Origin of the sequence: Geomonas ferrireducens (assembly GCF_004917065.1) — a bacterium.
GTDB classification, from domain to species: domain Bacteria; phylum Desulfobacterota; class Desulfuromonadia; order Geobacterales; family Geobacteraceae; genus Geomonas; species Geomonas ferrireducens.
This window is the reverse complement of the sequence record NZ_SSYA01000001.1, coordinates 1601670-1624730: the sequence shown is the minus strand read 5'-3', so window position 1 is coordinate 1624730 and position 23061 is coordinate 1601670. Positions and strand designations below refer to the sequence as shown.

The 23061-nt window shown below is 63.7% G+C and carries 22 protein-coding genes; 3 read left to right on the top strand and 19 right to left on the bottom strand.

Annotated features, from left to right (window positions below):
• Window positions 1–32 precede the first annotated feature (32 nt).
• From E8L22_RS07115 to flhA, 15 genes are all read right to left on the bottom strand, one after another.
• Window positions 33–290: a flagellar FlbD family protein gene (locus E8L22_RS07115; protein WP_136524494.1), complete on the bottom strand. Its 258-nt coding sequence runs from the start codon at window positions 288–290 to the stop codon at window positions 33–35.
• A gap of 165 nt (window positions 291–455) precedes the next feature.
• The gene (locus E8L22_RS07110; protein ID WP_136524493.1) at window positions 456–1376 is read right to left on the bottom strand and encodes a flagellin N-terminal helical domain-containing protein; all 921 of its coding nucleotides are present in this window, start codon (window positions 1374–1376) and stop codon (window positions 456–458) included.
• Window positions 1377–1385: 9 nt separating this feature from the next.
• Complete coding sequence (gene flgK, locus E8L22_RS07105; protein ID WP_136524492.1) at window positions 1386–2831, bottom strand: flagellar hook-associated protein FlgK; 1446 nt, start codon at window positions 2829–2831, stop codon at window positions 1386–1388.
• A gap of 1 nt (window position 2832) precedes the next feature.
• On the bottom strand, window positions 2833–3333 hold the full coding sequence (locus tag E8L22_RS07100) for a flagellar protein FlgN (RefSeq protein WP_136524491.1): 501 nt from the start codon (window positions 3331–3333) through the stop codon (window positions 2833–2835).
• 10 nt (window positions 3334–3343) lie between these two features.
• Complete coding sequence (flgM, locus tag E8L22_RS07095; RefSeq protein ID WP_136524490.1) at window positions 3344–3649, bottom strand: flagellar biosynthesis anti-sigma factor FlgM; 306 nt, start codon at window positions 3647–3649, stop codon at window positions 3344–3346.
• Window positions 3639–3986: a rod-binding protein gene (locus E8L22_RS07090; protein ID WP_136524489.1), complete on the bottom strand. Its 348-nt coding sequence runs from the start codon at window positions 3984–3986 to the stop codon at window positions 3639–3641. The genes flgM and E8L22_RS07090 overlap by 11 nt, the downstream gene beginning before the upstream one ends.
• A gap of 9 nt (window positions 3987–3995) precedes the next feature.
• The gene (locus tag E8L22_RS07085) at window positions 3996–5096 is read right to left on the bottom strand and encodes a flagellar basal body P-ring protein FlgI (RefSeq protein WP_136524839.1); all 1101 of its coding nucleotides are present in this window, start codon (window positions 5094–5096) and stop codon (window positions 3996–3998) included.
• Between the two features lie 83 nt (window positions 5097–5179).
• Complete coding sequence (locus E8L22_RS07080) at window positions 5180–5848, bottom strand: flagellar basal body L-ring protein FlgH (RefSeq protein WP_162604808.1); 669 nt, start codon at window positions 5846–5848, stop codon at window positions 5180–5182.
• A 32-nt stretch (window positions 5849–5880) separates the two neighbouring features.
• Window positions 5881–6600 carry a flagellar basal body P-ring formation chaperone FlgA gene (gene flgA / locus E8L22_RS07075; RefSeq protein WP_136524487.1) on the bottom strand — a complete coding sequence of 240 codons (720 nt, stop codon included), beginning with the start codon at window positions 6598–6600 and terminating at the stop codon, window positions 5881–5883.
• A gap of 6 nt (window positions 6601–6606) precedes the next feature.
• The gene (flgG, locus tag E8L22_RS07070) at window positions 6607–7395 is read right to left on the bottom strand and encodes a flagellar basal-body rod protein FlgG (protein ID WP_135869271.1); all 789 of its coding nucleotides are present in this window, start codon (window positions 7393–7395) and stop codon (window positions 6607–6609) included.
• 176 nt (window positions 7396–7571) lie between these two features.
• The gene (flgF, locus tag E8L22_RS07065) at window positions 7572–8303 is read right to left on the bottom strand and encodes a flagellar basal-body rod protein FlgF (protein ID WP_135869270.1); all 732 of its coding nucleotides are present in this window, start codon (window positions 8301–8303) and stop codon (window positions 7572–7574) included.
• Between the two features lie 12 nt (window positions 8304–8315).
• Complete coding sequence (locus E8L22_RS07060; protein WP_129124775.1) at window positions 8316–9068, bottom strand: FliA/WhiG family RNA polymerase sigma factor; 753 nt, start codon at window positions 9066–9068, stop codon at window positions 8316–8318.
• Window positions 9052–9975 (bottom strand): MinD/ParA family protein, encoded by a 924-nt coding sequence (locus E8L22_RS07055; protein ID WP_136524486.1) that lies wholly within the window; start codon window positions 9973–9975, stop codon window positions 9052–9054. The genes E8L22_RS07060 and E8L22_RS07055 overlap by 17 nt, the downstream gene beginning before the upstream one ends.
• Window positions 9972–11387 (bottom strand): flagellar biosynthesis protein FlhF, encoded by a 1416-nt coding sequence (flhF, locus tag E8L22_RS07050; protein WP_136524485.1) that lies wholly within the window; start codon window positions 11385–11387, stop codon window positions 9972–9974. Before flhF ends, E8L22_RS07055 begins: the two co-directional genes overlap by 4 nt.
• Window positions 11377–13455, bottom strand: a complete 2079-nt coding sequence (flhA, locus tag E8L22_RS07045) for a flagellar biosynthesis protein FlhA (protein ID WP_136524484.1) — start codon at window positions 13453–13455, stop codon at window positions 11377–11379. The genes flhF and flhA overlap by 11 nt, the downstream gene beginning before the upstream one ends.
• Before the next feature lie 422 nt (window positions 13456–13877).
• Here flhA and E8L22_RS07040 point away from each other — a divergent pair, with 422 nt between their 5' ends.
• Window positions 13878–15110 (top strand): BamA/TamA family outer membrane protein, encoded by a 1233-nt coding sequence (locus tag E8L22_RS07040; protein ID WP_136524483.1) that lies wholly within the window; start codon window positions 13878–13880, stop codon window positions 15108–15110.
• A gap of 60 nt (window positions 15111–15170) precedes the next feature.
• Here the strand turns inward: E8L22_RS07040 and E8L22_RS07035 are convergent, their stop codons facing one another.
• Window positions 15171–15968 (bottom strand): FRG domain-containing protein, encoded by a 798-nt coding sequence (locus E8L22_RS07035; protein WP_136524482.1) that lies wholly within the window; start codon window positions 15966–15968, stop codon window positions 15171–15173.
• Window positions 15969–16037: 69 nt separating this feature from the next.
• On the bottom strand, window positions 16038–17474 hold the full coding sequence (gene pdxR / locus E8L22_RS07030; protein ID WP_136524481.1) for a MocR-like pyridoxine biosynthesis transcription factor PdxR: 1437 nt from the start codon (window positions 17472–17474) through the stop codon (window positions 16038–16040).
• Between the two features lie 193 nt (window positions 17475–17667).
• On the opposite strand from pdxR, the gene E8L22_RS07025 reads away from it, so the two are divergent.
• A complete protein-coding gene (locus tag E8L22_RS07025) occupies window positions 17668–18345 on the top strand; it encodes a hypothetical protein (protein WP_136524480.1) in 678 nt (225 codons plus the stop codon).
• Here the strand turns inward: E8L22_RS07025 and E8L22_RS07020 are convergent.
• Entirely contained in the window at window positions 18342–19283 is a 942-nt protein-coding gene (locus E8L22_RS07020) for a TIGR01212 family radical SAM protein (RefSeq protein ID WP_136524479.1), read from the bottom strand. The genes E8L22_RS07025 and E8L22_RS07020 overlap by 4 nt on opposite strands.
• A 117-nt stretch (window positions 19284–19400) precedes the next feature.
• On the opposite strand from E8L22_RS07020, the gene E8L22_RS07015 reads away from it, so the two are divergent.
• A complete protein-coding gene (locus E8L22_RS07015; RefSeq protein WP_136524478.1) occupies window positions 19401–21893 on the top strand; it encodes a helicase C-terminal domain-containing protein in 2493 nt (830 codons plus the stop codon).
• Between the two features lie 100 nt (window positions 21894–21993).
• On the opposite strand, the gene E8L22_RS07010 is transcribed toward E8L22_RS07015, so the two are convergent.
• A complete protein-coding gene (locus tag E8L22_RS07010) occupies window positions 21994–22968 on the bottom strand; it encodes a peptidylprolyl isomerase (RefSeq protein WP_136524477.1) in 975 nt (324 codons plus the stop codon).
• Window positions 22969–23061 lie beyond the last annotated feature (93 nt).

The window sequence follows — 23061 nt, the reverse complement described above, 5'->3', positions numbered from 1 at the left end:
GGATCAACCTTGCGCTCCCGTCATCCGGGAGGTTAGATCTTGCAGTTCGGGTGGTAGCGCTCCGCGTCCCTTCTGCGCAGGTAGCGGCGGGCAACGCTCGACGAAGCCTGCCGGAACACGTGCGCCTTGAAGGTTACGATCCGGTCGATCACCACTCGTGCCGGTTCCAGCACGAGGTAGCGGTTGCCGTTGGAAAGGGTGATGTGCGTGTCCGGGGTCTCCGTGATGATCTCGATCAGGTCCGGGTTCAGGTACATCTCGGTGCCGTCGCGTGTTGTCACCTTGATCATGCGCTCCCCCACGGGCGAAGTTCCTAATACTGCCGATAGTGTTTTATTCGGACGCGACGCGGAAAGCTTTAGCGCTAACCGCCGCCGCATCGAAAAAAGGAACGAAAAGGGCCGGACGAGCCCTCTGCTCGCCCGGCCCATGACGGCGCAGGGGTGCGTCCCCCGCTAGTTCATGTAGTCCAGAAGCGAAAGCTGGCTAAGCTTTGCCGTTGCGGAAAGCGCCGCGTTGAAGGCGGTGGTCTGCTGGGACAAAAGCACCCCGGCCTTCGCGTAGTCCACGTTCTGGATATCGCCGAAGACCGTCTTCAGCGTGTTCTGGTTGTTGGTGATCATGTTCTTCATGTTGTCCAGGCGCACGAGCCTCCCACCCACGTCGGAAAGCGCCACGTTGACCTGGTCCGCCCCCGCCTTGAGGTTCTTGACCCCGTCGAGGATACCGGCACTGTCCTTGTTGCCGATCGCGGTGATGAGGGCGTCGATGGAGCCCAGGATGTCGATCGGACCCTGCCCCGCGGTGGCGCCGCTTCCCACCGTTGCCGGCGGCTTGCCGCCGCGCAACAGGTCCGCCCCGCTCACGGTGGCCCCCACGTAGCTGTTCGGGGAGACCTCGACGCTCAGGATGTCGGTGGTGCCGCTGAAGGCGCCCGTGGAGCTGAAGGGCTGGCTGGTCGAGTAGCCGCCGAAGACGTACTGGTCCCCGAGGCGGGTGTTCCCCATGTCGATCAACTGGCTCTTCAGCTGGGTGAGGTTGGTGATCGCGCTCGCCGTGGTGGTCGCGTCGAGGGTTCCGGTCACCATGTCCCCGGAGATCTTCTTCACCTGCTGCATCAGGTCCGCCATGCTGGAGAGGGCGGTGTTGGAGACGTTCAACAGGGTCTCGGTCTTGGTGATGTTGGAGCTGTACTGGTTGCCGGCGTCGATCTGCTCCTGCAGGTCGAGCAGTTGCCGCGTCGAGAGCGGATCGTCGCTGGGTCGGTTGATGTTGTAGCCGGAGGCGAGCTGCTCCTGGAGCTGGTCGATGGCGGTGCGCCCCTGCTGCAGGTTGTAGATCGCGTTATCGGCGCTCATGCCGGGCGTGATTCTCATGACGGTCTCCTATCGCACCATGCCGAGGATGGTGTCGAGCATGTCGCTGCCCGCGGTGACCACCTTGGCGGCCCCCTGGAAGGCACGCTGGTACTTGGTGAGGTTCAGAAGTTCCTCGTCGAGCGAGACCTCGGAGTTCGAGGCGCGCAGGGCGTTCAACTGTTTCAAAAAGGCGGCGTTCTGGGTGGTCACGTTCTGCACCCCCTCGGTATCCACCCCCACCTGTGAGACCATGGAGTTGTAGAAGTTGCCGAAGGTCGCGCTGCCGGTGCTGAAAGCGAGACTCGTGCTCGAGAGGTTGGCGAGCTTGAGGGCGTTCACGTTGTTGCCGCTGCTGGTCGGGACCGGGTCGCTTGCGGTCGGCAGGGCGGCGGCGATTTTGACCGCGGAGATCCCCGAGTCGAGCGCGATGTCCTTCGCGGTTACCCCGGAGGCGTCGAAGAAGTCGTTGCCGGTCGTCCCGTCCAGGGCGTAACCCGCAGCGTGCAGCGTGTTCACCTGGGTGACCACCTGGTTCGCCATCTCGTCGAGCATGGAGCGGTACTTGGGAACGATGCTGTCCCTGACCTCCATGGTACCGCCGAGCTTCCCGCCGATCGTGGCGCCGTCCCCCACCGTGGCGACGACGGTGTCCGTCCCCGGCGCGTTGGCGGGAGGCGGGTTGCCGAGCCCCGAGATCATGATGTCGTTAGCGGCGGGCGTACCGGTTGCGTTGGTGTAGAGGGTGGCGTATTTGGTGCCGGCGACCAATTGGGCGCCTCCGGCCAGGGTGACCGAGGCGGTGCCGTCGTTGCCGATGCTGGACGTGATGCCGGTCTGCTCGGAGAGCTTTCTGAGCAGGAGGTCGCGCTGGTCGAAGAGCTCGTTGGCGTTCCCCCCGACCGCGTTGGTGGCGAGGATCTGCTGGTTCACCAGGGCTAAGTTTCTGGCGTTGTCGGTCACCTCGGCGGTGATGCCGACCAGGTTCTGGTCCGCGGTGGAGGCGATCGAGGTGAGGCTCGTGTCGGCCTGGTGGAAGCTGTCCACCATGATCTGGGCCCGGGTCAGCACCGCCTGCCTTTCGGCCGCCCCGGAGGGGTTCACCGAGAGGTCCTGGAAGGCGCCGAAGAAGTTGGTCACCGCGGCGCCGAGCCCGTCGGAGGTGAGCGAGTTGAAGCTCGCCTCGATCTGCTCGAGGGACGACTGCTGGGCGAGGCTCTCCTGGTAGCTGCTGTTCGCGTTCACGAGCTGCAACTGGAGCATGCTGTCGTAGGAGCGCTGCACCGACGCGACCTCGACCCCGGTCCCGAGAGGGAAGCCGTTCGCCGTGGTGACCGGCTTGTTCTCCATGATCACCCGCTGCCTGGAGTACCCATCGGTGTTGACGTTGGCGATGTTCTCGCCGGTGACCTCGAGGGCAAGACGCTGCGCCGTGATCCCGGAGGAGGCTATGTCGAAGATGGTGTTGAGGCCCATGCTAGATCTCCTTGCTGACGAAGCCGGAGGTGCCGCGTCCGCCGTTCACGAAGGCGCCCGCAACGCCGTAGGTGTGGCCGGGGTTGAAGATGCGGTTGAAGAAGTTCACCGAATTCCCCACCACGTTCAGGGAGTCCTCGATGAGGCGCCGGTGCAGGGAGAGCGCCCCCTGCAGGGCCTTTGCGTTGCCGGCAACCGACTGCTGCGCCTCGGTAAGCGCCCGCTTCTGCGCGGCCCCCAGGCGCTCGATGATCGGCGAGAGCGTCTGGTTCCCCGGCATGCCGAGCTCGGTGCCAATCGACGCGATCATGAGCCGGCACTGCTCAGAGAGCTTCGCCAGGCGCTCCATCCCCGCCGCGATCTCCTGCTGGTTCTCCTCCATCCTCGCGAGGTCCAGCGAAATCATGCAGTTCTCCTCCTCCTTGAGGAGGGCCTGCAACTGGTCCAGGAGTATCCCCTTCTCGCACAGGGCCGCTATCAGTTCCGCTATGCTGCGATCCATCACTTCCCCCTTAACGCGACTTTCCGTACGCGTCCATCATCTTCTGCGCCAAAACGGAGGGGTCCACGCGGTACCCTCCGTTTTGCAGGTTCTGTTTGGCAAGCGCCACCCGGTCGAGCCTCACGTCCGGCATGGCCGCCACCTCGTCCTTGAGCGTCTGCAGCTCCCTCGCCTTCTGGGAGATCTCCACGCGGTCTATGTTGATGACCCGCCCGGCGGGACGGGAGCCCTGGACCGCCTGGGCCTGCTGGTTGTCGTTTCGGACCTGCTGGGAGCGGTTAAGGTCGACTACGTAGGCAGAGCCTTCAATCCGCATCGTGCCCCCCCTTAGCCGGAGCCGGAGCCGGTGCGCCGTAAGCGCGAGAGAGTTCCCTCTCTATGGTCTTTGCCAGTCCTATGCCGCCTCCCTGCACCGCGGCGTTGGCGTACTCCTGGTCGAGCAGGGAGCGGAAGGTCTCTTCCCCCTTGCCGCCGCCGGTGAGGGTGTCTTTCCCCACCGTTTCCCGCATCGATTTGAGCATCATGGAGACGAACATCGCCTCGAAGTCGCGCGCCACCTTGCGGATCTGCTCGGGGTTTTGCTCCTGCCGCCCCTTTTGCGCCCTCAGGTCCGCGACCGGCAGCGTGTTGTCCGGTATCGACTTAAGCTCCATGCCGCTCTCCTACATCACGCTCAGCTCGGCGTTGAGGGCGCCGGCCGCCTTGATCGCCTGCATGATTCCCAAAAGATCACGCGGGGTGACCCCCAGGGTGTTCAGGCCCCGTACCACATCGCCCAGGTTCGCCCCCTCCCTGACGAGGGAGAGGTTCACCTTCTCCTCGGCCACCTTCAGGTCGGTCCTCGGCACCACGACGGTGGTGCCCCCCCTCGACAAGGGGGCGGGCTGGGAGACCTTCGGGGTCTCCTTCACCACGACGGTCAGGTTGCCGTGGGAGACCGCCACCGTCGAGATGCGGACGTTCTCGCCCATGACGATGGTGCCGGTCCGCTCGTTCATGACCACCTTCGCAGTCACGTCCGGGTTCACCTCGATGCGCTCGAGATCGGCCACGAACTCGACGACGCGGTTGTTGTAGTCCGCCGGGATGGCGATCTGCACGCTGCCGGGATCGGTGAGCGAAGCGGCCCCCTGGAAGCGACCGTTGATGGCGGAGGCGATCCGGCTTGCCGTGGTGAAATCCGACTGGTGCAGGTTCAGCTTCAGCACGGAGCGGTTGGCGAGCACGTTCGGGAGCTCGCGCTCCACGAGGGCCCCTTCGGGGACCGTGCCGGCGGTGGGATGGTTCTTCACCGCGCTGGCCGCCTGGCCGCCGTAGGAGAACGAGTTGGTGAGCACCGGTCCCTGCGCCACCGCGTACACCTGTCCGTCGGCCCCCTTCAGGGGCGCCATCATGAGCGTCCCCCCGGCGAGGCTTTTCGCGTCACCCATCGAGGAGACCAGCACGTCGAGCCGGTTTCCCTGCTTGGCGAAGGGGGGGAGATCGGCGGTCACCATGACGGCGGCCACGTTTTTCACCGTGATGTCGCCGCGGTTCACCGTGAGCCCCAGCCGCTCCAGGGCGCCCACCAGCGACTGCACCGGGAACTTGGTCTGGTCCGAGTCGCCCGAGCCGTTCAGGCCGACCACCAGGCCGTAGCCGATGAGCTGGTTCTGGCGCACGCCGTCGAAGGCGGCGATGTCCTTGATGCGCGCACCGAGGGCGACCCCGGGGAGGAGCAAAAAGACGAGGAGCGCGAAAGAGTATTTTGATAAAAGGTTAATTTTCAAGCGGTTCACCTAACCCTTTTCGGCGCGCCGTGTCGGAAACTTGACACAAAACGTCAATTCCCGCACACGCCGCCCCCCTAGAACGGCCACACCTTGTCCAGCACGTTCATGAGCCACCCCGGTTTCTGCCGGTCCGAGATGACCCCCTTGCCGGAGTAGGAAATCCTGGCATCGGCGATCAGGGCCGAATTCACCGTGTTGTCGGTGCTGATGTCGCGCCCGCGCACCGTGCCGGTCAGCACGATCACCTGGTCCTCGTTGTTCACCTTGACGTTGCGCCTCCCCTCGATGAGGAGGTTGCCGTTGGGGATCACGTCGACCACCTTGGCCGAGATGGTCGCCTGCAGGGTCTCCTGCCGCGAGGTGGAGCCCGCGCCGTCGAACTTGGAGCTGTTGCTCGCGCTCAAAAGGTTCGCGAGGTCGGCCCAGGTCTTGACCGGCGTCTTTTCGAGGCCCAAGAGCTTCGGGATGCCGGCGCTGATCGAAGAGTCGCGCGAGGTGCCGGTGGCCGCCTTCTTGCTGGCGCTCGCGTTTTCCGAGATGACCACGGTGACGATGTCGCCGCGCCGTCTCGCCTTCACGTCCTCGGCGAGCCCCGTCGAGGAGGCCTGCCAGAGCGATCCGGAGGCGTAGTTCATCTGCGGCGCCGGGATCTGCTGGTCGAAGCTCGGTGTGGTCACCTCGGCGCTCTCGTGGGCGCACCCGGCAAGCCACAAAAGCGGCAGGCAAAGTGCCGCCGCCTTCAATATTTGAGAGCCTGTGCTCTTCTTGCGGTCCATCAGAAATCCACCTTCACCGTGGTCGCGTCAACCACCCGCGCCGCGATCTCCTTCTGCGAGGAGAGGTTCTGCACCGTGATCAGGTCGCCCGGGGCGCCCGGCCCCTTGGCCCGTCCCGTCGCGGTGATGCGCACCACGTCGTTCTCGGCCACGATGGTCACCACCTGGCCGCTCTTGACGACGGGCACCTTCTCTAGGTTGTCCTTTCTTACCGGGGCGTTGGCCCTCATGGTGCTCTTCACCCTGAGACCGACCGCCTCGTCGATGTTGTTGAAATAACGCCCCTGCACCTGGGCAAGGTCACGCTTGGCGACGGCGAGATCGGAGAAGGCCAGCACCTCGCCCCGCTCCAGGGTGCGCGCCGCCACCACCATGTCGGCCAGCGCCTCGACGTCGACGAGCACGGTCTGGTTCCGCTTCACCTGGTCGTCCACCCGTACCACGAGGGCCACCGAGGCCGTTCCGTACCCCTCCCAGCGCTCCGGGGCCACCACGTCGAAGGTCACCTTCCCGGCGGGGAGCTTCAGGTTCCCCTGGTAGTTGATCTTCTTCACGGTGACCTGGGCGTTCAGAGGGGCGGCTTTCTGCATCAGGTAGTCGGTGATCGCCCCTTTCACCGTCGCCTCGGTGACGAGGTTCACGGGGGCCGGCACGGCGGCGCGGGCGATCCCCGAAATGGGGAGAGCGAGGAGCGCGAGTGCGAACAGTAACGCGCGCATCAGAGGTTACCTCTTGAGCGCTGCGGCCTGCTGCAGCATGTCGTCGGAGGCCTGGATCGCCTTCGAGTTGATCTCGTAGGCGCGCTGGGAGACGATCATGCTCACCATCTCCTCCATGACGCTAACGTTGCTCTGCTCGATGTACCCCTGATCCAGGGTGCCGAGGCCGTTCTGTCCGGCGGTGCCGGTGGTCGCGTTACCCGAGGAGTCGGTGGGGAGGAAGAGGTTCTTGCCGATGGCGTTCAGGCCCGCGGGGTTGGTGAAGGAGGCGAGCTGGATGGTGCCGACCGTGGTCGCCGCGGTCTGTCCAGCCTGCTGCACCGAGACGGTGCCGTCGTTTCCTATGTTGATGCTGGTCGCGTTACTCGGGATGACGATCTCCGGGACGATCGGCTGTCCATCCGAGGTGACCACGCGTCCCTGGCCGTCCTTCTTGAGGGAACCGGCGCGGGTATAGGCGGTGGTGCCGTCCGACTGCTGCACCTGGATGAAGCCGTCCCCCTCGATGGCGACGTCGAGTTCGTTGCCGGTGTGGACGATGGTCCCGGTGGTGAAGATCTTGGAGACCGAGCCGGGGCGGACGCCCAGGCCGACCTGGATGCCGGTCGGGATGGTGGTGGTGTTGGTGGCCGGTGCGCCGGTGGTCTTCTCGGTCTGGTACATGAGGTCCTGGAAGTCGGCGCGGCTTTTCTTGAAGCCGGTGGTGCTGGAGTTGGCCAGGTTGTTGGCCACCACGTCTATGTTCAGCTGCTGAGCCTGCATCCCTGATGCGGCGGTCCAAAGTGCTCTTATCATGTCAATCTCCTTAACTGCCTTAACGGCTTTAAAGGCCGTTCAACGTTCAGCGTTCAACGTTCGACCACTGAACCTTCCTGCCATCCTTATCGTGACTTGTGAGATCTTGCCGCCGTGCTGAAGCGGGGCGAAGCCGTGCCCGCGTCGAACGCTGAACGCCGAACGTTGAACGGGTTTTAGACCTTCCCAAGATCGTTAGCCGCGCGGTTGTTCATGTCGTCGTAGGTCTTCACCGCCTTGGCGCAGATCTCGAAGTAACGGCTCGCCTCGATGAGGCGCGACATCTCCACCACCGCCTTCACGTTGGAGGTCTCCAGGTACCCCTGCTTGACCCCGGCGGTCGAAGCGACGGTCGCGGCCTGCGGGTCGCTCGGCCGGAACAGGCCGTTGCCGAGCTTCTCCATGGCGTAAGGCTTCGGGAAATCGACCGTGGCGATGGTGCCGACCGTGTCGGCCGTGGTCTGCCCCGGCTGCTGTACCGATACCGTGCCGTCATCCCCGATCTGGACCTTGCCGCCGTTCACCGTGATGGGACCGCCCGCCCCCTGCACCTCGTAGCCGTCCGCGGTAACGAGCCGCCCCGTCGCGCTGCGGTGGAAACTACCCTGCCTCGTGTAGGCGGTCCCCTGCGGCGTGTTCACCACGAAGAAGCCGTCCCCCTCGAGCGCCACGTCGAGCGCGTTGCCGGTCTGCTGCAGGCTGCCGGATGAGAAGTCTGTGGAGTAGCGGTCGTTACTGAAGATCGGCCCGTCTGTCGAATTTTTGACATTTGCGAGGACACTCTCGAACTGGATGCGGTCCGCCTTGAAACCGGTGGTGTTCGCGTTGGCGAGGTTGTTGGAGACCACGTCAAGCCTGCGCTGGGCGGAAAGGTTGCCGGTGAGGGCTGCGTACATGCCGCTGTTCATCTTGTCTCTCCCCTAGCCCATCCGCTTCATCTTGCCGCGCAGCCTGATGATGGCCTGGCTGTGCAGCTGGGAGATGCGCGATTCGGTAAGATCGAGCACCGCGCCGATCTCCTTCAGGTTCAGTTCCTCGTAGTAATAGAGCGTGATCACGATGCGCTCCTTCTCGGGGAGGGCGTCGATCGCCTCGGCAAGCCGCTCCACGGTCTGACGCGCGATCAGCTGGCTCTGCGGGCTCTCGGTCCCCTTGTCCTCCAGGACGTCGAGCAGGCCGAAGGGTGCGCCGTCCTCGTCGTGCCACGCGTCGTCGAGCGACACGAAGGAGAGGAGGTGGATCTCCTCGAGGAGCCTGAAGTAGTCCTTCAGCTCGAGCCCCATGGCGGTGGCCACCTCGTCGCTGGAGGGGTTCCTCCCGAGGCGCTGCTCGAGCTGGGAGAACTCCTTCTCCAGCTTCTTGAACTTGTCCCTGAGGCTCCTGGTGAGCCAGTCCTGGGCCCGCAGCTCGTCCATGATGGTGCCACGGATGCGCTGCTCCGCGAAGGTCTTGAACTGTACGCCGCGGCTTGGGTCGAAGCGCTCGGCGGCCGAGATCAGCCCGATCACCGCCGCGCTCCTCAGATCGTCACGGTCGAGGTGCGGGGGGAGTGACGAGGCGATCCGGTCAACAATGAACTTCACCAGCGGGAGGTGGTTCACCACCAGCTCGTCCCGGCTCATCGGGACCCCGCGTTGCGCCTCATGCTCGTACGCCTTAAGAAGACAGTTCATGGTTCCTCCACATCGTGCTGGATGCCATCGAAGCCGCCGACATGGCTTCTGCCACCGCCGGCGTCTCCTTATTGATTTTCTGTGCCAAAATTTTGAAACCTGTCGACGCCTTGGCTTCCGGGAAGAGGCGGCATAAAGCCCCGCGCCGCCTCACACTTTCCACCAGGAGCTCGTCGTGCAGGATCGATCCCGCGTGGTCAAACTGTACTTGCAAAAAGCGGCCCGTAATTGCGGATAATTTTGAAAAGAGCGTATCCCCCTCCTGATTGTCGCGGCACATGTTGATCAGGAGCCGGAAACGGAAGGAGCTGTCACGCCCGGAGAGCATCTTGATGAGGGCGTAGGCGTCGGTGATCGAGGTCGGCTCCGGGGTCACCACCAGCATGATTTCGCGGGCGATGGAGGCGAAGCCGGTCAGGTTCGCTGCGATGCCGGCACCGGTGTCGATCAGGAAGTAGTCGTAGTCGTTTTGCAGCCTGAGCATCGCCTGCAAAAGGGCGCTGCGCTCACGCGGCGACAGCGAGCTGTACTGCTGCACGTCCATTCCCGCAGGAAGCACGCTGATGCCCCCACCGATGTCGACCACGGTATCCTTCAGGGTGATCTCCCCGGCGAGAACCTGCCCCATCCGGTACGGCGCGTCCTTGCCGAGGCGCAGGCAGATGTCGCCCACCCCCGGGTTGGAATCGACGATGAGCACCCGCTCCCCTGCCGCGGCGAGGGAGGCGGCCAGGTTCACCACCACGGAGGTCTTGCCGACCCCCCCCTTGCCGCTGGTCACCGAGATCACCCGGAGCCCCTCGCGCACCTGCAAGAGGTCCGGCGCCGGCGCATCGCTTTTTGCCCGTCCCGCAAGCCTTCTGAGGGACTCGGCCTGGTCTGTTGTTGCTAGGCAAGACATAGTCATCTGTTGGACTCCTGCACCACCATGGCGACGAGCTTTCTCGAGGTGGCGACCTCGATGTCCTCGGGCACCTTTTGGCCGGTGCTGAAATAGGAAAGAGGGATCTTGTGCTTCAAACAGGTGTCGACGATGCTGCCGAAGGTCCGGCTTTCGTCGAGCTTGGTGAAGAGGAGCTTCGTGAGCGGGAGCGTCCCGAAGGTGGCGATGATCTCGTCGATCTCGCGGCTCCTCGTCGTTGCCGAGAGGCAAAGGTAGACGTCGATGCCGGGCTGGGTCTCCAGGTAACCCTTCAGTTCGTCGAGGCGGTCGGCGTCCTTCGGGCTTCTGCCGGCGGTGTCGACCAGGATCAGGTCCTTGTCCGAGTGCCTTGCGAGCGCCTTGGAGAGTTCCTGGGAGTTGCCCGCCACCTCGAGCGGCAGGTCCATGATCTTCGCGTAGGTTTTCAGCTGCTCGACCGCGCCCACCCTGAAGTTGTCCATGGTGACCATGGCGACGGAGACGCGGCGGTTCAGGGCGTACATGGCGGCGATCTTGGCGATGGTGGTGGTCTTGCCGACGCCGGTCGGGCCGACCACGGCGACGATGCGCGGCCCGTTCTTTTTGATGCGCAGCGAGCCGGAGCACTTCACCATGCCGGCCAGTTTGTCGGCCATGAGGCTTCTAAGCTCCTCGAGGGACGCCCCCTCCTCGGCCGCGCCGCGCACCGATTCGGTCAGACGCTGGACCGCTGCCGGCCCCACGTCCTCTCCCCTTAGCTCATCGGCCAGACGATGCAGGAGCGCGTCCTCCTCGCTTGCGGAAACCCTTTCCCTCACCAACTCGAGGGTCGGACGGGGCCTCTCCTCTACCGGTGCCGGTGTCACGGCCACGGCCTCGGGCTGCACCGCGCTCTTCACCACCTGCTCGAGGTTCATCCCCGCGAGCGGGAAGGTCACCGGCTTCGCCCCTTTCTCTTTTCCGCCGGAGACGGCGTTGTAGAGAAGCTGCTTGATCTCCTCGAGCTCCTCCTTGCCGAAGGTCCTCGGTGTCGCGGGGGCCTCCCCCAGCGCTTCCGCCGCCTGGGGAGCCGACGGGGCCGGCTGCTGCGCCTCTTTTTTGGTGAGCGCCTCGATGCGCTGCTTCAGCTCGCGCACTTCGCGGGCCAGGGGGCCCAGCATGGAGTTCTGGAACTCCTCGCGGGTGGAAAGCTCGCGTTCCGGGGGCGCCGGGACCTCTTCGCGGTACGGGTTCGCCTTCGGCGTCGGCCTCGGGTCCAGTGCCGCGGTCACCTCGTAATACGGCTTGGAGAAGAAACCGAAGATCCCCTTCTTGCGCTCCTTCTTCGAGGAAAGGATCATCGCGTCCAGGCCCATCTCGGCCTTAACCATCCTGAGAGCTTCCGACATCTCGCCTGCTTGGAAAGTTTTAACTAGCATTGGTCACCACCACCCCTAAGGATTGGATTTTTATATTGGGCGGGATCTCGTTGTGCGAGATGACCGCCAGATTGGGCATGAACCGCTCGGTAAGTTTCTTCACGTGACGGCGGATGGTCGGCGAAGCCATGAGCACCGGCAGCGCGCCGATGGCGTCGAACTGCTCCGCGTTTCTCCTGATCGCGGCCAGGATGCGCTGCGCGAGGTGCGGGTCGATGGCCAGGTAGCTCCCCTGCTCGGAGAGCTGGACCGAGTCGACGATGGCCTCCTCGATGTCGTGGTCGAGGGTGATCACGCAGAGGGTGTCGTCGTCGCGCTTGTACTGCTCCACGATGTAGCGCCCGAGGCTCTGCCGCACGAACTCGGTGAGCATCTCCGGGTCCTTGGTCATCCCGCCGTAGTCGGCGAGGGTCTCAAGGATGGAGCGCAGGTCGCGGATCGAGACGTTCTCCTTCAAAAGGTTCTTCACGACGCGCAGCACGGTCCCCAGGGAGAGGAGCGACGGCACCAGTTCCTCGACCACCTTGGGAAGCGTCGCCGCGATGGAATCGAGCAGCTGCTGCAGCTCCTGGCGTCCCACCAGTTCGTGGGCGTGCTTCTTGATGGTTTCGCTGATGTGGGTGGCGAGGATGGTGGTGTTGTCCACCACTGTGTAGCCGGAGACCTGCGCCTTCTCCCGCTCTTTCCCCTTGATCCAGACCGCGGGAAGACCGAAGACCGGCTCGGTGGTCTTGATCCCTTCGAGTCCCCCCATGGCGCCGCCGGAGTCCATGGCGAGGTACTGGCCGGAGAGTTCGCCGCCCCCCACCTTGGCGCCGTTGATGAGGATGTTGTACTCGTAGGGTTTCAACTGCAGGTTGTCGTGGATATGGATCGGGGGAACGATGAAGCCCATGCGGTCCGCCACCTGTTTCCTGATGGAACGGATGCGGTCGAGGAGTTCTCCCTGCTGGCTCGCGTCGACCATCGGGACGAGGCCGTATCCCACCTCGAGCTCCAGCATGTCGAGCGGGCGGATGCTGCTGATCTGGTCGCTCTCTTCTGCGGACGTCTGCGTTTCCACCACATCTTCGACCTCGGCCTTCTTCTCCACTGCCATCTTGCTCACCAGGTAGGCGACGCCGGAAAGAAGGAAGAAGGCGAAGTGCGGCAGCCCCGGGATCATGGCGAAGAGGAACAGTACGCCCGAGGAGACCTGGAAGGCCTTCGGGTAGTTGAGAAGCTGCCCCGCGATCTCGTGTCCGAAGTTGTTCTCGTCGGCGGAGCGGGTCACGATGACGCCCGCCGCGGTGGAGATGATCAGGGCGGGGATCTGGGCCACGAGCCCCTCGCCGATGGTGAGCAGGGTGTAGTTCTGCAGCGCCATGTCAAGCGGCATCCCCTTCTGCCAGACGCCGATGACGAAACCGCCGCAGATGTTGACGAGGACGATCATGATGCCGGCGACGGCGTCCCCGCGCACGAACTTGGAGGCACCGTCCATGGAGCCGTAGAAGTCGGCCTCACGGGCGATCTTCTTGCGCCTGGCCTTCGCCTCCTTGTCGGTCAGGATGCCGTTGGAGAGGTCGGCGTCGATGGCCATCTGCTTGCCCGGCATGGCGTCCAGGGTGAACCTTGCGGCCACCTCGGCGACGCGCCCGGCGCCCTTGGTGATGACCACGAAGTTGATGATGACGAGGATCAGGAAGATGACCGCCCCTACCACGTAGTTGCCGCCGACCACGAACTGGCCGAACGCCTTGATCACCCCACCCGCGGCCTCGACCCCTTCGCTGCCGTGCAGGAGGATGAGTCGCGTGGAGGCGATGTTCAAGGCTAGGCGGAAGAGCGTCGTGACCAGCAGGATGGAGGGAAAGACCGAGAAGTCGAGCGGCTGTACCGTGTAGAGGCAGACGAGCAGGATGACGAGGGCGACGGTGATGTTGGTCGCCAGGAAGATGTCGAGCATGAACGCCGGCAGCGGGATCACCATGAGGGCGAGCACGCCGATCAGGGCGACCGCCATGTAGATGTCCGAATTGCTTTTAGGTCCCGGGAGCGCCAGGGCGTCCGTCGAGGGGTTTGCCATGCGTCATTTCCTCTGTTTTTATCGGTGGGGGCACCGTGCCCACGCACTTTGTGCAACCGTCATGCCATTTCCGGGCAGCGCCCCTCAGGGGGCAAAAACAGGAATGAATCCGGGAGGCGGGAAGCGGCGGGAGGCGTTTTCAGGGTAAATGCGGGGCTGCCAGGGGGTGCGGGGAACGTCATTTTTAAAGAGAGCGACCGGTCAACTTTTTGACCGTCACCCCCGCCACCCGGTTAGCGTTCCCTTTTTTTCTTGTCAAAATCCGCCGCAGCCGTTAAGGTTTTCGAGCCTTTCCGGGTCCCGGCTCCCCTCAGCTTACGGGCCTGCCCACCGCGGTGCCCCGGTCCGCGAAGGCGGGAGGTGAGCTTGCCCCGGAAAACCCAATAATAGATGCTCACCCGAGCCTTGCCGAAACGGACACTATGCGCGCGTTATCCATTTTATTTTCCATCCTTTTCTCGCTCCTTGCCGGTTGCACCAGCTTCATTCCCTCCACGGTCCTGCCCACCTCCTCGCCGGCGCAACCGTACACAAAGATGGTCACCATCCCGCTGCCGGTGATTGCCACGAGCCCGAATGAGGGGGTGACCTACGGGGCGCTTACCGCATTTCTCCTGCACAACGAGAAGGACGAAGTCTCGGCGCTCTTCGCGCCCCAGCTGAACCAGAACGAGAACTTCGGCACCACCGGCACTATCTACGGCGCCATGTACCCATCTCCCTTGCGCAGCATCGAGTTCAACCTCTCCAAGTCCACCAGGGTCAACGAGGACTACGAGGTGCGGGTCCGCGACCAGCACCTAATGGAGCAAAAGCTCGAGCTGAACGCCTTTTTGTACAGCTTCACCGACGGCTCGGCCCGCTTCTTCGGCTTCGGCTCGGAAAGCAAGGCCGACGACGAAACCAACTTCGCCGACCGGGAATACGGCTTCACCGCGTCCGCGGGCTATCCCATTCTTACCAATACGGTCCTCTTCCTCGGTGATCGCGTGAGAAAGTTGACCGTCGACGAGGGGGCGGTCAAGAAGCTCCCTTACCTGCGCGACCATTTCACCATCGACGAGATCCCCGGTAGCGACGGCTTCGCCACCCACGCCCAGTCCATCTCCGTGGTCTACAGCACCCTGGACGCAGCCGCGATGGCAAGCTCGGGGGTCCGCGCGCGCCTCACGCTGGAAGGAAGCCTCGCCGGGCTGGGAAGCACCGCCGGCTTCGGGCGCTACGAGGGGGAGCTCAAGGGGTTCTTCCCGGTCCCCGACACCCGCTTCATCAGCGCCGGGCGCGTCGCTTTCGGCCAGACGCGCGGCAGCTCGATACCGTTTTTGGAGCGGAGCATCCTGGGGGGCGAGAACACCCTCAGGGGGTTCGGCAAGAACCGCTTCATCGACAACTCGTACGTGCTGTGCAACTTGGAGGAGCGCATCCGGCTCTTCAGGTGGGAGGTCTTCGACGTACGGGCGGACTGGGAGCTGGCGCCTTTCGTCGACATCGGGGGGGTGATGGATTCCTTCGGGGATCTGCGCCTTGGAAACCTCGAGGTGAACCCGGGGGTCGGCTTCCGCGCCGTGGTCCGCCCCAACATCCTGGGACGCATCGACGTCGGCTTCGGCAAGGACGGCGCCGCGGTGTTCGTGGGGCTTGGGTACCCGTTCTGACGGCCGTTCAACGTTCAACGTTCAACGTTCAACGTTCTACGTTACTTAAGTGATTAATGTTTAGGTATGCCGGTGGGCGAGGGACTGCTGGGGATCGATCCGGTCGGAAACCTTCTCCTGGATGTAACGGGCAAGGCCATCCAGGTCAGCGAAGACGAAGGCGTGGTTGATGCCGAGAAGCTTCAGCTCCTGGGCCAGAAAGGCGCGGTTCTCGAAGGGGATGCGGTACTTCCGGATGTGCTCGCGCGGCGTGAGCTGCTCCTCCAGCGCCCGCCACGGGTTGCGCAACAAGGAGAAGACGCCGCTTTGGGCTTTTATCCGGGAGGCGATCACCGGCGCCATGAAGAAACAGGTCTCCGCCTCGAAGGGGTTGGCCTTCTCGTCGATCTCGGAAAGGCCGTACATGGTGTGCGCGATGTAGAAGGCGGCACCACCGCTGTAGCAGGGGTTATTCAGCCGGTCCCGGCGCAGGTCGAGATCGGCGTACGGCTCGGCTACTGCGAAATATAACGCGATCAGCGGGTTGACGGACCAGTCCAGAAGACGCGTCGGAAGTCCGTGGTGCTGTGCCAGCGCGAGCCACTCCCATTCCGTCGCCGGCTGCACTTCGACCAGGTGACGTCCCGATTTCTTGAACTCCTGCAACGCCTGAAACTCGCCGTAAATGTCGGCCGGCATCACCTCGCCGGCTGGACGCCCACCCGCAGCACCGGGATCCGGTGTCAAACGCCCTATCTTCGGTATCAGCGTGTAGAAATCGCGGCTCTCGCCCCGGAAGAAGTTCCAGGAGCCCGGGGCGGTCTTGATGATGAGCTTGCGGAAGTCCTCAAACGACGTGATCTCGCCGGAGATGTCCATGGTGCCCTCCCTGACTGTGCCGCCGCGCGGCACCACAAGAGTTAACCATAAATAATCTTCCCGGCAGCCTCAACCGAACCAGGCCCGGTTTAAGAGCTTGATCCCTTCGGCGATCTCCTCCGCGGAAAGACCGCCAAACCCTATCATGATCAGGTTCTCCGGGGCGGCCTCCGGGTTCTGCCAGAACTGGCGCGTCGGCGACACCTTCACCCGGTACGCCGCCGCCCGCTCCACCATCGCCTCCTGGGTCTCGCCGGTGAAATGCTCGAGCAGCACGTGCAACCCGGCGTTCTGCCCGTAAATTCGCACCCGGTCCCCCATCTCCCGCTGAATCGACTGCACCAGCACTTCGTGCTTCTTCTTGTTGACCAGACAGACCTTCCTCAGGTGCCGGTCCCAATGCCCCCCCGACAGCAGGCTCGCCGCCACGTACTGCTGCAGCCTCGGCACGGTGCACTTGTAGCGCTCGAAGACGGTGTGGTACCTCGCGAGGAGCCATTGCGGCAACACCATGTACCCCATGCGCAGCCCCGGCGCGAACGCCTTGGAAAAGGTGCCGAGGTAGATGACGCGCTCCTGGCGATCGATCGACTGCAGGGCCGGGATCGGTCGGGTTCGGTAGCGGAACTCGCTGTCGTAGTCGTCCTCGATGATGACCCCGCCGGTTTGCTCCGCCCATTGCAGCAACCGCATGCGGTGCTGGATCGGCATCACCACCCCGGTGGGGAGCTGGTGCGATGGGGTCACGTAGGCGAGCCGAGCCCCGCTCTTTTTCAGCGCGGCCGGGTCGATGCCCGATTCGCCGACCGGAATGGGAAGCACCTCATAGCCGTGGTTCCCGAAAATGACCCTTGTGAAGTCGTAGCCGGGCTCCTCCATGCCGAGGATCCGCTCCTTAAGCGGAAACAGCAGGCAGATCATCATGGCGAGGTCCTGGAGCCCCGCGCCGACCACGATCTGCTCCGGCGAACATTTGACACCGCGCGACTGACGCAGGTACTTCGCCAGCTCCCGCCGCAGTTGCAGCTCCCCCTGCTTGTCCCCGTAATAGGCGATGGAGTCGACCTTCATCGAGGTCAGCACCTCGTTGTTCAGGCGGCGCCAGAGCGCATGCGGGAAGGAGTGGGGGTCGAAGTCGCCGTAGGAGAAGTTGTACTTCACCGGCCGGGACTGTGCGGGCACCGGCTCATCCGGTTCCGCGCCCCCCGCCGGGAGGTGCGGCGCCTCATCCTCGTCCGACGTCATGCCGGGAAAATGCAGCAGGTCTTCCTGAAGATCCTGCACCACGTATCCCGACCCGTGCCTTCCCTCCACGTACCCCTCGATGCAGAGCTGGTCGTAAGCCGCCTCCACCGTGTTGCGCGCGATGGACAGATTTTTGGCGAGATCCCTGGTCGATGTCAGCCGGCTCCCCTTCTCGTATTCCCCGGTGACGATGTTCTGCTTCAGCTGCTCGTAAAGCTGCTGATACAAAGGTTTTTTCGACTCCGGGTTAAGGTATATCATCGCGCGTCCTCCCGCTTCGCCGTCGGCACTGCCCCAAACCGTAAACGAAGTGTATCCATAAAATTTATGAAATGTGGCCCTTCACAGGGATACTGTTTGCGCCCTATCCTTACACCAGATTTACAGCGTTGTAAATATCGCGGGGCCGTACCCCCCAGACAGAGCCGGGCCGCCCCACCCACAGGAGGACACTATGAAAGCTGCAAAACTGAACTTCCTCACCGTCATGACCATCATTGCCACCGCGCTGCTGGCGGCGTCTCCCATGACCGCCGCGGCAGGAGAACGTGCCGGCACGGCAGGCAAGGTTACCCATAAAACTGCGGCAAAAGAACAGGCTGAACGGATGGAACTGAAGATAGGGTGGGTGACCGTCGCCAACGACGGTTCCCTGCACATCGACTTCACCGCGCAGGACGGCAACGGCAAGCCGGTCACCGGACTGACCCGGGACGACATAGCCGCGGTTTCCTTCGGACGGTTCGGTTACGAGGACGAGGTAGGACTGAGAACGGTGGTCGGCCAGCCGAGCAAAATCTGGCTTAGTTACCTGGAGAAACGCCGCGACGGACAGGGCATCGAGCGGAACCGGGGCGTGGGCGAACTGGGGACGAAGGACCGCCTGACTGAGGAAGGAAACGGCAGCTACAGCCTCGAGGTGAAAAGACCGGCGCGGCTGCTGACCAAGTTCTGTTATGCACCCGAGGCTGAAACCGGCGTGCTGCTGAGGATCAAAAAGGATGGCGGCGCAGAAGCGGCCGACTCCTATTTCTGGCGCCCGGCCTTTGCGAAAAGGATGGAAGCGCCGAAGATGCTGGCGCGAAACGAAGGCGGCCGCCGCCAGGTTACCAGGCCGCACGCCTGGAACTAGGACACAGGGTCAGGCAGGGCGACGCCGGGGCCGACAAAGCGCACACCCTGCCTGGTCTTTCTCCGCTCCAGCTCGTGATCGATGCAGTTCAGCACCTCGAACTTTGCCAGTGACCAAAGCGGCGCGATGAGGTCTTTGCGGTTGCCGTCGCCGGTCAGGCGCTGCACCACGATCCCGGGGTCGAGCCGCTCCAGGAAATCGCAGACAAGCCCGACATAGCTGTCCCGGTCCAGCAGCGGCACTTGCCCTTCCCGGTACATCTCGGCGAGCCGGGTGCCGCGCATCACGTGCAAGAGGTGAATCTTCACGCCGTCGACGCCGCAGCGGTTCAGAAACTCCGCGCCGGAGAGCATCTCTTCGCGGCTTTCGCCGGGGAGTCCCAGGATGATGTGGGCACAGACGCGGATGCCGCGTTTTTGACACTCTGCTACGGCGGTACTGAAAGAGGCGAGATCGTGACCGCGGTTGATCGCGGCGAGGGTCCGCTCCAGCGGCGACTGCAGGCCGAGTTCCAGCCAGAAATAGCAGCGCCGGGCGTACTCGGCGAGGAGGTCCAGGGTTTCGGCCGGAAGGCAGTCGGGCCGGGTGCCGACGATGAGCCCGACGACGTCCGGCACGGAAAGCGCCTCGTCGTAGAGCCGGCGCAGCTGTTCCACCGGGGCGTAGGTGTTGGAGTAGGACTGGAAATAGGCGATGAAGCGGGAGGCCTTGTACTTTCTGACCATGATCTCCTTGGCGTGCTCGAGCTGCTCCGCGACCCCCACCCCCTGCAGGATGCCGTAGGAGCCCGACCCCTTGCCGCCGCAGAAGATGCAGCCGTCCGTCCCGACGGCGCCGTCGCGGTTCGGGCAGGTGAAGCCCGCGTCCGCCGACAGGCGCTGCACCTTGCAGCCGAACACCCGCTTGAGCTCTTCCGAAAATGCGTTGTAGCGCTGCATGAAATCTCCTCGGCCTCTCTTCTAACATACATGGCGGCACCGGATCAATGACCGCGCCCGGCCGTGCCTGCTTTTCAGTTGCCTCCCCCACCCAAACCCTGTATCTTCAACCGGGCCATGCAAAAGTACTTTTCCCCGCTCGCCTGCGAGCAGCTAAGAAACGCCATACAGGAAGCAGGCGGCAACGAGGTATTCTTCCTCGGCCGCACCGACGAGGCACGCATCGTCGTCCAGGTCGAGCCGCTCGCACGCGGCAACAAGGACGCCGTTCCCGCCATCATGATCGCCTGTTCCTTCGGCGACGTCGTGATCCACAACCACCCCTCCGGCAACCTCACCCCCTCGCAGCCCGACATCGAGATCGCCTCCCTCCTGGGGAACCAGGGGGTCGGCTTCTACATCGTCAACAACGACGCCTCCCGCGCGAACCAGGTGGTGGCACCCTTCGCAAGGAAGGTGGTCGAGCGCATCTCCTACCCGGAGGTCGAGCACTTCTACGCCCCGGACGGCGTGCTGGCCCAGGCCCTTTCCGGCTACGAGCACCGACCCGAGCAGACCAGGATGGCCCTGAACCTCGCGGAGGCCTTCAACGAGGAGAAGGTCGCCATCGTCGAGGCGGGGACCGGCACGGGGAAGTCGCTCGCTTACCTCCTCCCTTCGGCGCTCTGGTCGGTGCGCAACAAGGAACGGGTGGTGATCTCGACGAACACCATCAACCTCCAGGAGCAGCTGATACAGAAGGACATCCCCTTCCTGCAAAAGCACGCCGGTGTGCAGTTCCGGGCCGTGCTGGTCAAGGGACGGAGCAATTACCTCTGCCTCAGAAAACTTCAGGTGAACGCGGCGGACGGCTCGCTTTTCAAGGACGACACCGCCCGGGAACTCGATGCCATCGTCGCCTGGAGCAAGAAGACCGATGACGGCTGCCGCGGCGACTTGGCCTTCATCCCGAAGGACGAGGTCTGGGAGGAGCTCTGCTGCGAGTCGGACCAGTGCGGCCGGGTCAAGTGCCCGGACTACCCGCGCTGCTTCTTCTACAAGGCAAGACGCGAGGCGGCCGGCGCCGACCTCCTCGTGGTGAACCACGCCCTGCTTCTGGCCGATCTGTCGGTGCGCCAGGAAACCGGCTACGACGCCACCGCCATCCTCCCCCCCTTCACCCGGCTCGTCTTCGACGAGGGGCACCACCTGGAGGACGTGGCCACGAACTTCCTCTCCAGCCAGGTCTCACGGCTCGGGCTCGTGAAGCTGATGGGGAAGCTGCAGCACCCGAGAAAGGCGCACCGGGGTGTCCTCCCGCAACTCTCGACCCAGCTCTCCGCCGCGGTCCCTGAGTCGCAGGACGACCTTTACCTCGAGATCGCCGAGGTACTGGAGGGAACGCTGATCCCGCGCCGGGTCGCCGTCCTCGACGCCTGCACGCGCGGCATGGACGCCATCGGCGAGGCGCTTTTCCAGAAGCTGAACAAAAACGGGGCAGAGCAGAAGCTCAGGGTGACGCCGGCTCTCTACCAGACGCCGCTTTGGCAGGAGGTCACACCGCAGATAGAGGCGATGTGCAAGGAACTCTCCGAGTACGCCCTCGCCATGCAGAGCTTTCTGAAGGGGTGCGAGAAACTCTCCGACAAGGTGCTGGACAAGCTCGCCGGGCCGCTCACCGACCTGCGCGGCGTAAAGGGAAGGATCGAATGCGCGGTGGATGCGCTCAGGTTCTTCATGGCGCAGGAGGAGGAGTTCTGCCGCTGGTTCGAGCTTAGGAAAGGGCCCTTGGTGAAGCTCTGCTGCTCGCCGCTCGAGGTGGCCGAGTCGATCAAGAAGGCGATCCTCGACCGCTTCAAGACCGTGGTGCTCACCTCGGCGACCCTCGCCATAGGGGAGAAGTTCGATTTCCTTAAGCACCGCACCGGCATCGAGCTCCTCGCCAAGGAGCGGGTGAGCGAACTCCTGCTCCCCTCCCCCTTCGACTACGAGCACCAGGCGCTGGTCGCCGTCCCCTCCGACATGCCGGAACCGACCTCCCCCATGTTCGAGGCGCGCCTTTGCAGCCACCTCCTGGAGGCGCTCAAGATCTCGCAGGGGCGGGCCTTCGTGCTCTTCACCTCGTACGATCTCCTGGTCCGGGTGTACAACCGGCTTGCCGAGGCGCTCAAATCGTCCGGGCTCACCCCGATGCGCCAGGGGGAGACCAACCGGCACATGCTCCTCTCCAGGTTCCGCAGCACGACGAACCCGGTTCTCTTCGGTACCGACTCTTTCTGGGAGGGTGTGGACGTGCAGGGGCGGGGGCTGGAACTCGTGGTGATCACCAGGCTACCCTTCCGGGTTCCCACCGAACCGATTCTGGAGGCGCGCAGCGAGCACATCACCGCCAAGGGAGGCGACCCCTTCATGGGGTACACCGTCCCGCAGGCGGTGATCAAGTTCAAGCAGGGATTCGGAAGGCTGATACGAAGCAAGGAAGACCGGGGTGCCGTGCTGATCCTCGACTCCCGCGTCCTCACCAAGAACTACGGGAAGATCTTTTTGACCGCGCTGCACGGGGTGTCGGTCATGAAGGCGCCGGAAGAGGAGATCTGCCGCAGGCTGGAGAACTTCTTCAGCTCTCGATGAACGAAAAATGGGGCCGACTGCACGGTCGGCCCCTTCAATTTCATGGGCGGAACGCCGACCCATTCACCTCGTCCCGCATCACAATTCCGCTGCAGCGGAATCACACCTTTTCGATCTTCGCCTTGCTCCGCAACTGTTCCACGTAGGCGGCGAGCAACTGGCGGATCTTCTCGCGCTTGATGTTCCCGGCGATCTGATTCTTCACATCCTCGTAACGCTCGGTCGCAGGCGGCAACTTCTGCTCCACCTTTATGATGTGGTAGCCGAGCGGGGTCTCCACCACGTTGCTGATCTCACCCGGCTTCAAGGCGAAGGCCGCCTTCTCGAAGGGAGGCAGGGTCTGTCCTTTCCCGATGATGCCGAGACTACCCCCCTGGTCCTTGGTAGGCGACGTCGATTCCTTCTTCGCCACGTCGGCGAAGGGCTCCCCACCCTTGACCCGCTTCAGCACCGCTAGGGCCTTGGCCATCGCCTGCCGTTTCGTGTCGACGGAGGCGTCCCTGGCAACGCCGATCAGGATGTGACTCACCTTGATCCTGTCACCCTGGGTGAACTGCTTCAGCTTGTTCTCCTCGTAGTACTTGCGCACCTCCGCCTCTGAGACCTCAGCCTTGTCGGCGAAACGCTGCACGATCAGGTTGTTGATGACGATGTCCTTGCGCGCCGCCTCCTCCAGATCCTTCTGGGTCATCCCGACGGACTGAAGGGCCTTGTCGAACTCGGCCTGGGAAGGGTACTGGTACTTGCTCTGGGTGATGCGTGTGGTCACCTGCTTGTCCAGGTCCTTGATCTCTAGCTTCATGCCGTCCTGATAGAGAAGCTCCGCCGCGGTCAACTGGTTGAGCGCCGCCTCGGTCGCCTTCTTCAGCATGTCCGGCGGCAGCTGTTTGGGGTCTTGCTGCCCGATGAGTGTTTTTACCGTACGGTCGACCTGGGCGCGGGTGATGGGGGCGCCGTTCACCTTCTCCACCGGCGCCGCCGCACCGTTTTCCGTATGTTGTTGGCCGGTGCATGCGCCCAACAGAAGCAGCGATACGACAGCGGCACTGCGAACTGAGGTGTGAAACGAAAACATGTGTGCATCTCCTTTTGAATGGGTGTCGGCCGAACCACGGCCGAGGTGACTGCGGTTTTGCGATCCTCTTCCTCCGGCGGAACTAATCTACCG

Excerpts from the sequence above, each read along its gene's own strand:
- E8L22_RS07115 (WP_136524494.1), bottom strand. The coding sequence starts at position 290 with ATGATCAAGGTGACAACACGCGACGGCACCGAGATGTACCTGAACCCG.
- E8L22_RS07110 (WP_136524493.1), bottom strand. The coding sequence starts at position 1,376 with ATGAGAATCACGCCCGGCATGAGCGCCGATAACGCGATCTACAACCTG.
- flgK (WP_136524492.1), bottom strand. The coding sequence starts at position 2,831 with ATGGGCCTCAACACCATCTTCGACATAGCCTCCTCCGGGATCACGGCG.
- E8L22_RS07100 (WP_136524491.1), bottom strand. The coding sequence starts at position 3,333 with ATGGATCGCAGCATAGCGGAACTGATAGCGGCCCTGTGCGAGAAGGGG.
- flgM (WP_136524490.1), bottom strand. The coding sequence starts at position 3,649 with ATGCGGATTGAAGGCTCTGCCTACGTAGTCGACCTTAACCGCTCCCAG.
- E8L22_RS07090 (WP_136524489.1), bottom strand. The coding sequence starts at position 3,986 with ATGGAGCTTAAGTCGATACCGGACAACACGCTGCCGGTCGCGGACCTG.
- flgA (WP_136524487.1), bottom strand. The coding sequence starts at position 6,600 with ATGCGCGCGTTACTGTTCGCACTCGCGCTCCTCGCTCTCCCCATTTCG.
- flgG (WP_135869271.1), bottom strand. The coding sequence starts at position 7,395 with ATGATAAGAGCACTTTGGACCGCCGCATCAGGGATGCAGGCTCAGCAG.
- flgF (WP_135869270.1), bottom strand. The coding sequence starts at position 8,303 with ATGAACAGCGGCATGTACGCAGCCCTCACCGGCAACCTTTCCGCCCAG.
- E8L22_RS07060 (WP_129124775.1), bottom strand. The coding sequence starts at position 9,068 with ATGAACTGTCTTCTTAAGGCGTACGAGCATGAGGCGCAACGCGGGGTC.
- E8L22_RS07055 (WP_136524486.1), bottom strand. The coding sequence starts at position 9,975 with ATGACTATGTCTTGCCTAGCAACAACAGACCAGGCCGAGTCCCTCAGA.
- flhF (WP_136524485.1), bottom strand. The coding sequence starts at position 11,387 with ATGCTAGTTAAAACTTTCCAAGCAGGCGAGATGTCGGAAGCTCTCAGG.
- flhA (WP_136524484.1), bottom strand. The coding sequence starts at position 13,455 with ATGGCAAACCCCTCGACGGACGCCCTGGCGCTCCCGGGACCTAAAAGC.
- E8L22_RS07040 (WP_136524483.1), top strand. The coding sequence starts at position 13,878 with ATGCGCGCGTTATCCATTTTATTTTCCATCCTTTTCTCGCTCCTTGCC.
- E8L22_RS07035 (WP_136524482.1), bottom strand. The coding sequence starts at position 15,968 with ATGGACATCTCCGGCGAGATCACGTCGTTTGAGGACTTCCGCAAGCTC.
- pdxR (WP_136524481.1), bottom strand. The coding sequence starts at position 17,474 with ATGATATACCTTAACCCGGAGTCGAAAAAACCTTTGTATCAGCAGCTT.
- E8L22_RS07025 (WP_136524480.1), top strand. The coding sequence starts at position 17,668 with ATGAAAGCTGCAAAACTGAACTTCCTCACCGTCATGACCATCATTGCC.
- E8L22_RS07020 (WP_136524479.1), bottom strand. The coding sequence starts at position 19,283 with ATGCAGCGCTACAACGCATTTTCGGAAGAGCTCAAGCGGGTGTTCGGC.
- E8L22_RS07015 (WP_136524478.1), top strand. The coding sequence starts at position 19,401 with ATGCAAAAGTACTTTTCCCCGCTCGCCTGCGAGCAGCTAAGAAACGCC.
- E8L22_RS07010 (WP_136524477.1), bottom strand. The coding sequence starts at position 22,968 with ATGTTTTCGTTTCACACCTCAGTTCGCAGTGCCGCTGTCGTATCGCTG.